Source organism: Blastococcus atacamensis (genome assembly GCF_002938425.1).
Taxonomy (GTDB): Bacteria; Actinomycetota; Actinomycetes; order Mycobacteriales; family Geodermatophilaceae; genus Blastococcus; species Blastococcus atacamensis.
Genome location: NZ_POQU01000005.1, coordinates 60,900 through 75,213, shown reverse-complemented (window position 1 = coordinate 75,213; position 14,314 = coordinate 60,900). Strand labels below are relative to the sequence as shown.

Below are 14,314 nucleotides of genomic sequence, written 5' to 3'. Positions count from 1 at the left end.
GGCAGCTCCGGCAGCGGAACGCGCCGGTCAGCGGGCAGCGGACCGCTCCCGTTCCTCGGCGACGCCGAATGCCCGGGCCCGGGCATCGGTCGCCGCGTCGGCGGGCTTGTCGGCGTAGACGACGAAGCTCTTGCCGATCAGCGGGTCGAGCACCTTCTCCGCGAGGCGGGTGACCAGCGGACGGGAGGTGAGGTCCCAGACCAGGAGGCGGTGGTAGGCGCGCACCAGCGCGGAGTCCTTCTCGACGCCGACGGCACACTTCAGCCACCAGAACGGGGCGTGCAGCGCGTGCGCGTGGTGGCTCTTCCCCGGCACCAGCCCGGCGGTGGCGAGCCGGGCCCGGAGGACTCCGCCCCGGTAGATGCGGATGTGGCCGCCCTCGTTGGCGTGGTACTGGTCCGACAGCGCCCAGCACACCCGCTCCGGGCCGTAGCGGGGCACGGTCACGACGGCCCGGCCGCCGGGCTTGAGCACGCGGAAGATCTCCCGCATCGCCGTCGCGTCGTCGGGGATGTGCTCCAGCACCTCCGAGGCCATCACGCGGTCCACGCTGGCGTCGGGGAAGGGCAGGTGCAGCAGGTCGCCGCGCACCACCTCGTAGCGCGCGACCACGTCGTCGCCCACCCGCCCGGCCTCGCCCGCCTCGGCGATCGCCCCCAGCCAGCGCTTCGTCGTCTCGACCTCCGACCGGCCCCAGTCGACGGCCACCACCTTCGCGCCGCGGCGGTAAGCCTCGAAGGCGTGCCGGCCCTCGCCGCAGCCCAGGTCCAGGACGGTCATCCCCGGCTGCAGGTCCAGCAGGTCGTAGTCGACGGTCAGCAAGGCCGCCCCTTCCGCTCGAGGGTCTGCGCGTACCAGTCGGCGGTGCGCTCGGCCGTGGCCCGCCAGGTGAAGGAGTCCAGGACCCGTCGCCGCCCGGCACGGCCCAGCTGCTCGGCCAGTGACGGCGAGTCCAGGACCAGCTGGAGCGCGGCGGTGAGCTCGCCGACGTCGCCGGCCTTGACCCGCAGCCCGGCCTTGGTGCCGACCACCTCGGGCAGCGCGCCGGCGTCGGTGGTGACCAGCGGCGTCGCGCACGCCATGGCCTCGATGGCCGGCAGCGAGAAACCTTCGTACAGCGACGGGATGGCGACGACGGTGGCGCGCTGCAGCAGCGAGATCAGCTCCGCCTCGGGCACCGGCCCGGTGAAGCGGACGGCGTCGCGCAGCCCCAGCCGGTCCAGCGCGATCTCGGCCGGGCCGCCGGGCCGGGCGGTACCGACGACGGTGAGCCGCACCGGACGCTCGGTACGCAGCTTGGCCAGCGCCTCGAGCAGGTGCACCAGGCCCTTGAGCGGCACGTCGGCGCTGGTGATCGCCAGGACCGAGTCGGTCTCCCGGGGCTGCCCGGCGGAGGGCGGGGTCAGCCGGTCGGGGTCGATGCCGACCGGGATGACCGCCATGCCGTCGGCCGGCAGGCCCATGTGCGTGGTGATGTCGCGGCGGGAGTTCTCCGAGACGGTGGTGATCCCGTCCAGCTGCCGCACGACGCGCGCCTGCATGCCGGTGAAGGCGTACCAGCGGCGCAGCGTCAGCTTCCGGCGCAGCGTGGGGGCGGCGGCCAGCTCCAGCTCGCGGTCGATGGCGATGGGGTGGTGGACGGTCGCGACGGTCGGGATCCCGGCCTTCACGAGCCGGAGCAGGCCGTACCCCAGCGACTGGTTGTCGTGGACGACGTCGAACTCGTTGCGGCGGGGGAGGAGGTGCCGGGCGGCCCGCAGGCTGAACGTGAGCGGCTCGGGGAAGCCGGCGGTGCACATCGTGGCCCACTCGGCGACGTCGATCCAGTCGCGGAACTCCGAGGGCCGGGGTGTGCGGAACGGATCGGGCTCCCGGTAGAGGTCCAGGCTCGGCAGCCGGTTGAGCGGCACGCCGTCGTCGAGCTCGGGGTAGGGCTGACCACTCAGCACCTCCACGCGGTGCCCCAGCTCGGCGAGCTCCCGGGAGAGGGCGCGGACGTAGACGCCCTGGCCACCGCCGTGCGGCTTGCTGCGGTAGGACAGCAGTGCGATGCGCAACGACCGTCCCATGAGGCGGACTCTAACGAGCCGCGTCGGGGCGTCGTGCGCCAGCCGGGCGGTGCCACCCGGTCGGGGCTGGCAGGGTGGCGGCATGATCCGACACGTCGTGGTCTTCACCTGGTCCCCGGACGCCGACGCCGAGCGCAGGGCGGCCACCGTCGCCGCCCTGCGGAGGCTCCGGGAGGACGTCGGCGGCATGACGTCCCTGGTCGTCGCCGACGACGCCGGCCTGACCGAGGGCAACGCGGACGCGGTGCTCATCGCCGACTTCCCCGACGCCGAGGCATTCCGCCGCTACGCCCAGGACCCGGTGCACCTGGCGGTGATCGCCGAGCACGTGCGGCCGATCCTCGCCTCCCGGAGCGCGGTGCAGTACCAGGCCTGAGCCGACGGTGGTGGTCGCCCGTCCACATCCGGGCCGGCGTCCACAGTCCGCCCCGGTCCCTGGTTGCCCGGGGTTCGCGTGCCACAGGGTCGGCGCATGGACATGCCGACCGCGCCCCCGACCGCCGACCGACCCGAGGTCCGGCTCTCCGACCCCGGTGAGATCGCCGCGGCCCTGCCGCACCTGCTGGGCTTCCACCCCCAGGGGTCGGTCGTGCTGATCGGGCTCGGGGGTCCGACCGGGAGCCGGGTCGGTCTGACGGTGCGGGCGGACCTGCCCCCTGCGCACGAGGCCGCGGCGGCGGCCGCGGTGCTGACCCGGAGCCTGCGCACGGACCGGCCCGACGCCGCGCTGGTCGTCGTCGTCTCCGAGGAACCCGACCGCGTCGACCCGTGGGACGTGGACGACGACGAGGGCTCTCCCGACGCCGCGCTGCCGCACCGGCCGGTCGTGCACGCCCTCGTCGTGGCGCTGGCCGCGGCCGACGTCGCGGTCCGCGACGTGCTGCTGGTGCGCCGCGGGCGCTGGTGGTCCTACGACTGCCCGTACGCCTGCTGCCGTCCCGGGGCCGGGACCCCGGTGCCCGGCGGGGTGAGCGCGCTGGCCGCGGCCGCGGTCACCACCGGGCAGGTGCTCGCCCCCGACCGCTCGGCGCTGGCGGCCCGGCTGGACCCGCCGCCGGGCACGGCCGAGGACATGCGGGCGGCCTGCCTCCGGGTGGCGTCGGAGCGGGCGGCCCGCGCCCGGGTGGACGGATGGGCGGCGCTGCGAGAGGAGGGGTGGTCGGATGTCCTCGCGGCCGTGGCCCGCTCCCGGCCGGGTGGCCGGTCGGAGCTGCTCGGCGACGTCGAGCTGGCGCGCCTGGCCTGGGCGGTGCGCGACGTCCGGGTGCGCGATCGGGCGCTGGCCCTCGCCCTCGGGGACGACGCCGCGGCCGCCGAGGCGCTGTGGACCGAGTGCACCCGGCGGGCTCCCGCCCCGCTGGACGCCGCGCCGGCCACCCTGCTCGCCGTCAGCGTGTGGCTGCGCGGTGACGGCGCCATGGCCAATGTGGCGCTGGAGCGCGCGCTGGACAGCGATCCCGAGCTCTCCCTGGCCCAGCTGCTCCGCCAGGGCCTGGACGCCTGCGTGACGCCGGGTGACCTCCGGGACCTGGTGGAGCGGGCCGTCGACGGTGGCTGACCACGGCCGGCCGACCGCTGCCGCCTCAGAGCAGTGCGGGGCGGTGCCACTCCTCGTCCAGCACGTGCTCGGCGAGGAACGCCAGCACCGCCTCGTACCAGATCTGGCTGTTCCCCGGCGTCAGCACCCAGTGGTTCTCGTCGGGGAAGTAGAGGAACTTCGACGGGACGCCGCGCTTCTGCAGGGCGTACCAGAGCGCCAGGCCCTCGCCGATCGGCACGCGGTAGTCCTTGTCGCCGTGGATCACCAGCATCGGCGTGCGGATGGCGTCGGCGAACCGGTGCGGCGAGTTCCGGTCGTAGCGCTTGGGGTCGGTCAGCGGGTCGCCCCACTCCTTCTCCCAGTAGTAGGCGGCGTCCGTGGTGCCGAGGAAGCCCTCCAGGTTCCAGAGGCTGGCGTGGCTGACGATGGCCTTGAAGCGGTCGGTCTGCGTGGCGATCCAGTTCGCCATGTAGCCGCCGAACGAGCCACCCATGGCCGCGGTCCGCGTCCGGTCGATCTCCGGGCGCTGCTCCGCCGCGTCCACGGCCGCCATGAGGTCGGTGTAGGGCGCCTCCCCCCACTCGCCCCAGCCCCGGCGCACGAAGTCCAGGCCGAACCCCTGCGACAGCGCCGGGTTGGGCAGCAGCACCGCGTAGCCGCGCGCCGCGAGGACCCAGGGGCACCAGCGCCACGACCACGAGTTCCAGCTCATCAGCGGACCGCCGTGGACCCAGAGCACCAGCGGCGCCGGGTTCTCGGCAGACGCCCCCTCGGGCAGCACCAGCCAGGACTGCACCTGCGCGCCGTCGGCCGCCGTCGTCGTGAACTCCTGCAGGGTGCCGGGCAGGTGTTCGACCGTCGCCGGGCTGGGCAGCGGGGACGGGTCCTGCACCGGCGCCTTCGGGTCCAGGCGGACCGGCACCGGTGGCGAGTCGTAGGCCGAGCGCAGCGCGAACAGGGCGCTGCCGTCGCGGGCCACCTGGAGGTGGCTGTAGGCGCCGTCGCCGGTCAGCCGCACCGGCTCCCCGCCGTCCAGCGGCACCCGGAACACCGCGTGCCGGCCCTGCTCGTCGGCCAGGAAGTAGACCGCGGTGCCGTCGGCCGCGAACTGCGGAGCGCTGGGCCAGCGGTCGAAGTCCGGGGTGAGCTCACGCGCGGCGCCGTCGGCCACGTCGACGAGCAGCAGCGTGTAGTCCGGCGGGTCGGCGTAGGTCGACATCGACTCCCGAACGCACACCAGCCGGTCGCCGGCGGGGGAGAACGCCGCCCCGTAGACGTCGGCCAGCGGATCGTCGACCAGCACCCGGGTCTCGCCGGTCGCGGTGTCGGTGAGCACCAGGCGGGTGCGCCGTCCGGCCGGCCCGTCGGGCACGTCGTCGGTCCGGGCCAGCAGGCCCCCGTCGGGGGAGAGGGCGACCTCGTCGCCGGCGCCGTTCGGCGGCAGCGCATCCGGCGTCAGGTCGCGCAGCTCGACCACCGCCGGGGCGATGGGGTCCTCGTCGGCCGTGAGCCGGCCGGCCCAGAACACGTGCGGCACCGCCGGTCCCAGATCGGAGTCCCAGTACCGGACCGGATAGGCCTCGTGCAGGATCGCGGTCACGCCGGCGTCCGCCCGGGCCTTGCGCCGCTCCTCGTCGTCGCCGGGCTCCGAGCCGCCGGGCAGGGTCGAGGACACGACGACGACGTCGCCGCTGTCGGCGGCCACGGCGAACGCCCCGATCCCGCCCGGCCGGGCGATCACCGGACGGGCCTCACCGCCGTCGGCGGGGAGCCGCCACAGGGCCGGCTTCGGCTCGTCCGAGGGCGCGGCGCCGGGGTCGGGCCGGGCGGAGGTGAACAGCAGCGAGCCGTCCGGAGCCCACGTGGGCGCGGACTCGCCCGGTGCGCTGCGGGTCAGCCGGCGCGCGGGGCGCTGCCCGCCGGCGTCCAGCTCCCACAGGGCGGACTGCCACTTCTTGCCCTCGCGGTCCAAGGTGACCAGCGAGACCGCCAGCCGGCCCTCCGGCGAGAGCGCCAGCGCACCGATCCGGGGGATCGCGACGAAGTCGGCCAGCCGGTGGAACGGGCTGGGCGCCGGCTCCGGGGACGGGTCGGCGGATGCGGGCGCGGACGAGGTCACCGGGGCCTTCTCTCACGGGGGAGCGGGACGGGCCCACCGTAATGAGGCACTGGGGGAGCCGCCGGTCAGCGGTCCCGCCAGGCCGCCAGGAACTCCTCGACGGTCAGCCGGTCCAGCTCGGCGCGCACCGACGCCAGGAGGTCCCCGGCGATCATCGGCTCACCGGCCGGGACGCGGAGCACCTCGCTGCCGTCGTCCCGGCGGACCACCACGACGTCGGCACCGAGGGCCCCGGCAGCAGCTGCCCCAGGGCCTCGCTCAGAAAGGCACCCGCCACCCGGAGCGCCGAGCGCAACCGGCCGCCCGGTCGGAGCCGCAGCTCCGCGGTGAGGACGACGCCGGCGCGGGGCTGCGGAACCGTCTCGTCATCCGGCCCCCGCCCACCGTCAGAGCCGGGGAGCGGCCTCGAGCGGGGTCAGCTCCTCGTCGACCGCGCTCACGAACATGTGCTGGGCCACGCCCATCGGCAGCACGTAGCCGTCCAGGCTGACCGAGCCCTCCACCAGCTGGGCGGTCATCGTCACGCCCGGGCGCACGCCGTGGTCGGCCAGGGCGCGCAGCAGCTCGGCGTTCTCCTGCAGCTGCTCGCTGATCCGCCGGACCACGATCGGGCGGCCCTCGGCGCTCGCCGTCGTCGACAGCAGCGTGAGGGACTCCAGGACGGCCGACGTCCCGCCGCCCAGCGGCTCCTCACCGCGCAGCGCCTCGAGGCCGGGGATCGGGTTGCCGAAGGGGGACACCGTGGGGTTGCCCAGCAGCGACAGCAGGCGGCGCTCGACCGCCTCGCTCATCACGTGCTCCCAGCGGCAGGCCTCCTCGTGCACGTCGGCGTAGTCCAGACCGATGACGTCGACGAGCAGGCACTCGGCCAGGCGGTGCTTGCGCATGACGGCGGTGGCCACCTGCCGGCCCTCCTCGGAGAGCTGCAGGTGCCGGTCGCCCTCCACGGTGAGCAGGCCGTCGCGCTCCATGCGGGCGACCGTCTGGCTGACCGTGGGGCCGCTCTGGTGGAGGCGTTCGGCGATGCGCGCGCGCAGGGGGGTGATCCCCTCCTCCTCCAGCTCGAAGATGGTCCGGAGGTACATCTCCGTGGTGTCGATGAGGTCGTTCACTCGCACTCCTCCGTGTCGGCGGACAGTCTACGGGGCGGCAGCCCCGCGCCCACCGGTCCGGAGAGCGGTCCCGGCGACCGACGGGGCCCGGAGCGACCCGGTAGCGTCCGGCGGGAGCGGGCGCGCCGGGGCGCCGGCAGGGGAGGGGGCCCGTGAGCGACTCGATCACGGTCGTCTGGGACGACTCGCTGCTGGGCTACACGATGGGTGGCGACCACCCGCTGCACCCGGTTCGCCTGGACCTGACCATGCGGTTGGCCGACAGCCTCGGCGTCCTCGCCACCGACCGGCTGCGCGTGCTCAGCCCGACCCCGGCCGACACCGAGCTGCTCGCCCTGGTGCACGACCCCGCCTACCTGGAGGCGGTCCGCCGGGCGCCCACCGACCCCGGGGTGGGGCACGGGCTGGGCACCGCGGACAACCCGGTCTTCGAGGGCATGTACGACGCCGCCGCGCTGATCACCGGGGGCAGCGTGCTCGCCGCCCAGCAGGTGCACAGCGGTGCCGCGCAGCACGCCGTGAACATCTCGGGCGGGCTGCACCACGCGATGCGCGGGAACGCCTCCGGGTTCTGCGTCTTCAACGACGCCGCGATCGCCATCGCCTGGCTGCTGGGCCAGGGGTACGAGCGGATCGCCTACGTCGACCTCGACGTCCACCACGGCGACGGCGTGCAGGCGGCGTTCTACGAGGACCCGCGGGTGCTCACCGTGAGCATCCACCAGACGCCCCTGACCCTGTTCCCGGGCACCGGTTACCCCGAGGAGACCGGCGACCCGGACAAGGCGCTGGGCAGCGCGGTCAACCTGGCCCTGCCCAACGGCACCGACGACTCCGCCTGGTTGCGCGCGTTCACCGCCGTGGTGCCCAGCGTGCTGAAGGCCTTCGAGCCGCAGATCATCGTCACCCAGTGCGGCTGCGACGCCCACCACGAGGACCCGCTCGCCGACCTCGCGCTCACCGTCGACGGGCAGCGGGCCAGCTACAAGGCCATGCACGAGCTGGCCCACCAGCTGTGCGACGGCCGGTGGATCGCCCTCGGCGGCGGTGGCTACGGCCTCGTGCGCTGCGTGCCCCGCGCGTGGACCCACCTGCTCGCCGAGGTGAGCGGTGCCCCGCTGGACCCCGCCACCGAGATCCCGGAGTCGTGGCGGGAGGACGTCGTCCGCCGCGGGCTGCGCACCCGGCCGCCCACGCACATGACCGAGGGCGGGTACACCGGCTTCTCCCGCTGGGACAGCTTCACCGAGACCCGCGTCGACCGGGCGGTCATGCGCACCCGCCGTGCCGCCTTCCCGTACTTCGGCCTCGACCCGGACGATCCCCGTGATTGACAGAGGACCGCTCTCCCCCCCACCGCTCGCAGGCTCGCAGCCGGCCCCTGGACAGGGGCCGTCCGCCGAGGACGACATCGTGCCCATTCCTCCGCCGCACTGGGAGGCCGACATCGTGGCCGCCGACGGCGGGACGGTGCACCTGCGCCCGATCTGCCCCGACGACGCCGAGGGGCTGACCGGGCTGATGGACCGGAGCAGCGACCAGACGCGCTACTACCGGTTCTTCGGCCCGATGAAGCGGCTGTCGGAGAAGGATCTGCACCGGTTCACCCACGTCGACCACGACACCCGGGTCGCCTTCGTGGTGCTGCTCGGCGAGCAGATCATCGCCGTGGGGCGTTACGACCGGTACCCCGGCACCGACGACGCCGAGGTCGCGTTCCTGGTCGAGGACGCCCACCAGGGCCGTGGGCTGGGCTCGGTGCTGCTCGAGCACCTCGCGGCCGCGGCCCGTGAGCGGGGCATCCGCCGTTTCGCCGCCGAGGTGCTGGCCCAGAACAGCAAGATGGTGCGGGTCTTCCGCGATGCCGGGTACAAGGCCGAGCGGTCCTACGAGGACGGCGTCGTCCACCTGACGTTTCCCATCGAGCAGACCGAGGACGCCCTCGCCGTCGCCTACGAGCGCGAGCAGCGCAGTGAGTCCCGCTCCATCGCCCGGCTGCTCACGCCGTCGTCGGTCGCGGTCGTCGGGGCCAGCAACGACGAGGGCAAGATCGGCAACGCCCTGCTCCGGCACCTGCTCGACTACGGGTTCGCCGGGCCGGTCTACCCGGTCAACCCCGGCGCGCGGCACGTGCGGGGGGTACCGGCCTACGCCGACATCGAGTCCATCCCCGACGACGTCGACCTCGCGATCCTCGCCGTTCCCGCTGACGAGGTGGCCCTCGTGGTCGAGGCCTGCCGCCGCAAGCGGGTGCGCGGGCTGGTCGTCGTCTCCGGCGGCTTCGGCGAAGCCGGTGCGGAGGGTCGCGCCGCCGAGCGGTCACTGGTCGCCGCGGCCCGGGCCTCGGGCATGCGGGTGGTGGGCCCGAACTGCCTGGGCATCGTGAACACCGATCCCGAGGTGCGGCTCAACGCCAGCCTCGCGCCGATGGTGCCCGGGCGCGGCCGGGTCGGGTTCTTCGCCCAGTCCGGCGCGCTCGGCGTCGCCCTGCTCGAGCGGGCCCGCAGCCGCGGCATCGGCCTGTCCACGTTCGTGTCGGCCGGCAACCGCGCCGACGTCAGCGGCAACGACCTGCTGCAGTACTGGGCCACCGATCCGGGCACCGAGGTCGTGCTGCTGCACCTGGAGAGCTTCGGCAACCCGCGCAAGTTCGCCCGGCTGGCCCGCACGGTCGGCCGGACGAAGCCGGTGGTCGCGGTCAAGAGCGGCCGGCACGTCGGCGTCACGCCCGGCCTGGCCGGCACGTCGGTCGCGGTCCCCGAGCAGTCGGTGGCCGCGCTGTTCGCCTCCGCCGGTGTCATCCGCGTCGAGACGGTGGCGCAGATGTTCGACGTCGGCACGCTGCTGGCCCACCAGCCGCTGCCGGCCGGCGACCGGGTCGCCGTCGTCGGCAACTCCACGGCGATCGGGGTGCTGGTCGCCGACGCCGTCCTGGAGGAGGGGCTGCAGCTGGCCCAGGAGGCGCCGGTCGACATCGGCGTGCGGGGCACGCCCGAGGCGTTCCGCGCGGCCCTGCAGGCGGCGGTCGACGACGACGGCGTGGACGCGGTCGTCGCGGTCTTCCTCCCGCCGCTCATGGCCGGCTCCCACGAGTACGGGCCGGCGCTGCGCGAGGTCTCGGTGAACTCCTCGAAGCCGATCGTGGCCAGCTTCCTCTCCACCGAGGGCATCCCGCCGGAGCTGAGCGTCCCCGATGAGCACGGCATGCCCGCCCGCGGATCGGTGCCGTCCTACAGCACCCCCGAGCGGGCGGTGATCGCCCTGGCCAAGGCGGCCGAGTACGCCCGCTGGCGGCGGCGCCCGGTCGGCGAGTTGCCGGAGCTGCTCGACGTCGACGAGGCGGCGGCGCAGGCGATCGTGCGCGGCGTCCTGGCGGAGACGGCGGTCGGACGGGAACTCACCGACGCGGAGCTGCTGGAGCTGCTCTCCGCCTACGGCGTGCCGCTGCTCGGGACCCGCACGGTCACCGACGCGGAGGCGGCGGTGGCGGCCGCCGAGGAGATCGGCTACCCGGTCGTCCTCAAGTCGACCGCGCCGTGGCTGCGGCACCGGTCCGACCTGGGCGGTGTGCGACTGGACCTGGTCGACGCGGAGGCGGTGCGGGCCGCGTTCGCCGCGATCCCGTCCGGTGATCCGGTGATCGTGCAGGAGATGGCGGCGCCGGGCGTGGCCACCGTCGTGGAGATCGTCGACGACCCGTCGTTCGGTGCGCTGGTGAGCTTCGGCGTCGGGGGAGTGGCCACCGAGCTGCTCGGAGACCGCGCGTTCCGGACGCTGCCGCTCACCGACCTCGACGCCGCCGAGCTGGTCCGGGCGCCGCGCGCCTGGCCGCTGCTCGACGGCTGGCGGGGGTCGGAGCCGGTCGACACCGGCGCGCTCGAGGACCTGCTGCTCCGGGTGGCGCGACTGGCCGACGACCTGCCCGAGGTGCTGCGGCTGACTCTGGAGCCGGTGATCGTCGGACCGCCGAACCCGTGGCACGGGGGTCGCTCGCTGGTGGTCGCGGGCGGCACGGCGCTCGTCGGCCCACCCACGGCCCGCGTCGACCCCGGCCCGCGGAGGATGCGCAGCCCCGTCTGATCGCCGCCCTGGCTCACCATGGCGGGTCCTGGCTCACCACCGGTGCTGAGCCAGGATCCCTGATGATCAGGAGACCTGATCATCAATGCAGCGAGAGCCCGCCCCCCCGGGAGGGGACGGGCTCTCGGCCGGTACGACTCAGGCGAGGTAGTCGCGCAGGGCGTCGGCCCGCTGCGGGTCGCGCAGCTTGGTCATCGTCTCGCGCTCGATCTGCCGCACCCGCTCGCGGGAGAGCCCGAACTGCTTGCCGATCTGCTCCAGGGTCCGCGGCTGCGCGCCGTCGAGGCCGAAGCGCAGGATGACGACGTCGCGCTCCCGCTCCTCCAGCGTGTCCAGCACGTGCCGGACGTCGCCCTTCATCATCTGGAAGGCGACCGCGTCCTCGGCGACCGCGGCGTCGGCGTCCTCGATGAAGTCACCCAGCCGCGACTCCTCGTCGGTGCCCACGGTCTGGTCGAGGCTGACCAGGTCGCGGCTGTACTCGAGCAGTTCGCTGATCCGCGCCTCGGGCATGTCCAACTCGAGACCCAGCTCCTCGGCGGTGGGTTCGCGCTCGAGCTCCTGGTGCATCCGCCGGCGGGTGCGCACGACCTTGTTGACCTGCTCGGCCAGGTGGACGGGAAGCCGGATCGTCCGGCCCGAGTCCGCCATGGCGCGGGTGATGGCCTGACGGATCCACCACGTCGCATAGGTCGAGAACTTGAAGCCCTTGGTGTAGTCGAACTTCTCGACCGCACGGATCAGGCCGACGTTCCCCTCCTGGATGAGGTCCAGGAACGTCATGCCGTGGCCGGTGTAGCGCTTGGCGACGGACACGACGAGGCGGAGGTTGGCCTCGAGCAGATGGGCCTTGGCGGCCTTGCCGTCGGTGGCCAGGATCTTGTAGTCGCGCTTGCGGGCGGGGGAGAGGTCCTTCTTCTCGCCCAGCAGTCGCTCGGCGTACAGACCCGCCTCGATCCGCTTGGCAAGCTCCACCTCCTGCTCGGCGGTGAGCAGCGCGGTCTTGCCGATGGTGTTCAGGTAGACGCGCACGAGGTCGGTGGAGACCAGACCACTCGCGTCGGGCTCGCGGCGCGGGGATCGCACCTCGAGCGTGTCGGTGGGGGAAGACTGCAGCAGCGTCACGATGGGTCTTCGTCCTTGCCTTGGATTCGGATGCATCCGCAGTGGCGGCGGTTGGTCATCCAGGCGTTCGGCGGGCTTCGGCCCGGGGTCGCCGGCCGGTCCCGCCCTTCTCTGTCCGATGTGGTACGCCCTGCACAACGGTCACCAGGGGGCCCGGTGTTCCAGGAACCCGACCTTCACAGTGAACCGACAGGGAGTGTCTTCGGTCACCCAGAGGTACCCGGCGCTCACGGCCCCCAGACATGCAATTCGCCCGGACCCGAACGACGAGGTCAGACCTCCAGGAGCAGGGTCATCGGACCCTCGTTGACCGAGGAGACGCTCATGCGGGCCCCGAACCGACCCGTCGCCACCGTCGCTCCCCGCCGGCGCAGCTCGGCGACGACCTCCTCGACCAGTGGTTCGGCCGTCTCGCCCGGCGCGGCGTCCTGCCACGAGGGGCGCCGTCCCTTCCGGGTGTCGGCGTAGAGCGTGAACTGGCTGACGACGAGCACCGGCAGTCCGAGGTCCGCGGCCGACACCTGGCCGTCGTCCCCGGTGAAGATCCGCAGCTCGTGGATCTTCCGCGCCAGGGCGCGGGCGGCGTCCGCGTCGTCCTGCCGGCCCACTCCGACCAGTGACAGCAGACCCGCGCCGATCTCCCCCACGACGACGCCGTCGACGGTTACAGCGGCTGCACTGACTCGGCTGACGACGGCGCGCACCTGCGCATTCTCCGTCTGGGTGGAGTGGCCGGATCGAGCGGGTCTTCTCGAAAAGTGCTGCTACGTTTCGAAAGCATGGCGGAGGGCCGGTGACCGCCGTCGCGACGGTCACCATCGACGTCCATCGCTGATCGGCGCACCTCCTACGGCCCCCGACCACAGCCCGTGGTCGGGGGCCGTCCGCGCCGCGAGGGGTTCCGGCGGTGGGGCGGTGCGGCTGCTCAGCCGCGACCCGCTCGCGCTGCTGATCGGGATGCTGCCGGACCAGCACATGCGTCGACGAAGCAGGTGAACGCCCGGGCGTGAGTCCGACGAGCCCTCAGCTCGGCGTCACCGTGCGGACGGCCCGTCGAGGCGGAGTGGGCATGTCTCTCGACACCACACAGGCGGGAACGCGAGCAGTCGTAGCAGCGACATCGAGCGCGACGAGCAGACGCTGTCCGTCGCCGGCCAGGGCGTGGACCAGTTGCTCGTTGGCCCCGTGCACCTGCTCAGGCACGGCATGGTGCAGCCGGCCAGCGATCCCGCCGGTGCAGCCCGCTGAGCCACCGGTGCGTCGCGAACGTCGGTACGTGCAGCGGGGCGAGTGCGGGTGGGTCAGGGGAATGGGCGGCCGGACGGCGTCGCCTCCCACCGGGTCGGTGCTCCTCCACGCCGGTGACCCCTGTTCATCACCCGACCACACCGCCGGCGTCCCGCCGATGCCGCAGCTCCCAGGCGGTCGGGCGGTGCGCTCGGCCGATCAGGTCGTGTGCCCTGCCAGTGGGTGGGCATCGACCCTGCCGTGGGCGATTACCTCATCGTGCTCGGCTTGGCGTCGCTGCCAGCGGTCGGCAACTTCGCCGGGGCCCTGTTGTCGGAGACCATCGACGTCTCCGAGCGGATGCTGAGCCTGGCCCTGCACCTGGCCGCCGGGATCGTGCTGGCCGTCGTCGGCCTGGAACTCATGCCCGAGGCGCTGGCCGGGTCGCCGGCGTGGGTGTCGATCGTGGCGTTCGTCGCCGGTGGCGCGTTCTTCGTCCTGCTCGACCGCACCCTGGGCTTCGTGCAGGCGCGGCTGGATCTGGGCGAGAAGGCGAGCGGACCGCTGGCCATCTTCTCCGGGGTCAGCCTGGACCTGTTCAGCGACGGGGTGATGATCGGCACCGGCACCGTGCTCAATCCGGCCCTGGGCCTGCTGCTGGCCACCGGCCAGGTGCCGGCCGACCTGCCCGAGGGGTTCGCGGCGGTGGCCTCATTGCGCCGCGCCGGCCTGAGCCGCAGCCGCCGGCTGCTGCTGGCCTCCGCCTTCGCCATCCCGATCTTCGTCGGCGCCACCCTCGGCTACTTCGCGCTGCGCGACGCCCCGGAGATCGTCACCTTGTCGGTGCTGGCGCTGACCGGCGGCGCGCTGGCCACCGTCGTGGTCGAGGAGATGATCCCCGAGGCCCACGAGGGAGAGACATCGCGGTTGGGCGCCATCTTCTTCACCGCCGGGTTCGCCGTCTTCACCGCGATCTCGGTCTACGTGGGCGGGTGATCAGATCCCGGAGTCGATGCCGCCACCGGTCGGCGGTGTGATCCCT

The 14,314-nt window shown here is 73.8% G+C and carries 12 protein-coding genes; 5 read left to right on the top strand and 7 right to left on the bottom strand.

Features of this window, described 5'->3' with window-relative positions; all coding sequences use genetic code 11:
- Positions 1 to 27: 27 nt before the first annotated feature.
- Both C5508_RS02700 and C5508_RS02695 read right to left on the bottom strand, forming a co-directional pair.
- Positions 28 to 822 (bottom strand): class I SAM-dependent methyltransferase, encoded by a 795-nt coding sequence (locus C5508_RS02700; protein WP_104523346.1) that lies wholly within the window; start codon positions 820 to 822, stop codon positions 28 to 30.
- Positions 816 to 2,069 carry a glycosyltransferase family 4 protein gene (locus C5508_RS02695; protein ID WP_104523344.1) on the bottom strand — a complete coding sequence of 418 codons (1,254 nt, stop codon included), beginning with the start codon at positions 2,067 to 2,069 and terminating at the stop codon, positions 816 to 818. The genes C5508_RS02700 and C5508_RS02695 overlap by 7 nt, the downstream gene beginning before the upstream one ends.
- An 82-nt stretch (positions 2,070 to 2,151) precedes the next feature.
- Between C5508_RS02695 and C5508_RS02690 the strand changes: the two genes are divergently transcribed.
- Entirely contained in the window at positions 2,152 to 2,445 is a 294-nt protein-coding gene (locus tag C5508_RS02690) for a Dabb family protein (RefSeq protein WP_104523342.1), read from the top strand.
- A 96-nt stretch (positions 2,446 to 2,541) separates the two neighbouring features.
- A complete protein-coding gene (locus C5508_RS02685; RefSeq protein WP_104523340.1) occupies positions 2,542 to 3,627 on the top strand; it encodes a DUF4192 domain-containing protein in 1,086 nt (361 codons plus the stop codon).
- 25 nt (positions 3,628 to 3,652) lie between these two features.
- Here the strand turns inward: C5508_RS02685 and C5508_RS02680 are convergent, their stop codons facing one another.
- From C5508_RS02680 to C5508_RS02675, 3 genes are all read right to left on the bottom strand, one after another.
- Positions 3,653 to 5,728, bottom strand: a complete 2,076-nt coding sequence (locus C5508_RS02680) for a S9 family peptidase (RefSeq protein ID WP_104523338.1) — start codon at positions 5,726 to 5,728, stop codon at positions 3,653 to 3,655.
- A 65-nt stretch (positions 5,729 to 5,793) separates the two neighbouring features.
- Positions 5,794 to 5,940, bottom strand: coding sequence for a hypothetical protein (locus C5508_RS19365; RefSeq protein WP_157943916.1), 147 nt, complete (start codon positions 5,938 to 5,940; stop codon positions 5,794 to 5,796).
- A gap of 174 nt (positions 5,941 to 6,114) precedes the next feature.
- Positions 6,115 to 6,840, bottom strand: coding sequence for a metal-dependent transcriptional regulator (locus tag C5508_RS02675; protein WP_104523336.1), 726 nt, complete (start codon positions 6,838 to 6,840; stop codon positions 6,115 to 6,117).
- 152 nt (positions 6,841 to 6,992) lie between these two features.
- Here C5508_RS02675 and C5508_RS02670 point away from each other — a divergent pair, with 152 nt between their 5' ends.
- The gene (locus C5508_RS02670; protein ID WP_104523334.1) at positions 6,993 to 8,174 is read left to right on the top strand and encodes an acetoin utilization protein AcuC; all 1,182 of its coding nucleotides are present in this window, start codon (positions 6,993 to 6,995) and stop codon (positions 8,172 to 8,174) included.
- A 79-nt stretch (positions 8,175 to 8,253) separates the two neighbouring features.
- Positions 8,254 to 10,920 carry a bifunctional acetate--CoA ligase family protein/GNAT family N-acetyltransferase gene (locus C5508_RS02665; protein WP_232796876.1) on the top strand — a complete coding sequence of 889 codons (2,667 nt, stop codon included), beginning with the start codon at positions 8,254 to 8,256 and terminating at the stop codon, positions 10,918 to 10,920.
- Between the two features lie 138 nt (positions 10,921 to 11,058).
- On the opposite strand, the gene sigB is transcribed toward C5508_RS02665, so the two are convergent.
- Together sigB and dtd are read right to left on the bottom strand one after the other, a co-directional pair.
- The gene (sigB, locus tag C5508_RS02660) at positions 11,059 to 12,045 is read right to left on the bottom strand and encodes an RNA polymerase sigma factor SigB (RefSeq protein WP_104523332.1); all 987 of its coding nucleotides are present in this window, start codon (positions 12,043 to 12,045) and stop codon (positions 11,059 to 11,061) included.
- Between the two features lie 272 nt (positions 12,046 to 12,317).
- Positions 12,318 to 12,749: a D-aminoacyl-tRNA deacylase gene (gene dtd, locus C5508_RS02655; RefSeq protein WP_104523330.1), complete on the bottom strand. Its 432-nt coding sequence runs from the start codon at positions 12,747 to 12,749 to the stop codon at positions 12,318 to 12,320.
- Between the two features lie 766 nt (positions 12,750 to 13,515).
- On the opposite strand from dtd, the gene C5508_RS02650 reads away from it, so the two are divergent.
- Entirely contained in the window at positions 13,516 to 14,268 is a 753-nt protein-coding gene (locus tag C5508_RS02650) for a ZIP family metal transporter (RefSeq protein ID WP_232796875.1), read from the top strand.
- Positions 14,269 to 14,314: the final 46 nt, after the last annotated feature.

Excerpts from the sequence above, each read along its gene's own strand:
- C5508_RS02695 (WP_104523344.1), bottom strand. The coding sequence starts at position 2,069 with ATGGGACGGTCGTTGCGCATCGCACTGCTGTCCTACCGCAGCAAGCCG.
- C5508_RS02690 (WP_104523342.1), top strand. The coding sequence starts at position 2,152 with ATGATCCGACACGTCGTGGTCTTCACCTGGTCCCCGGACGCCGACGCC.
- C5508_RS02685 (WP_104523340.1), top strand. The coding sequence starts at position 2,542 with ATGGACATGCCGACCGCGCCCCCGACCGCCGACCGACCCGAGGTCCGG.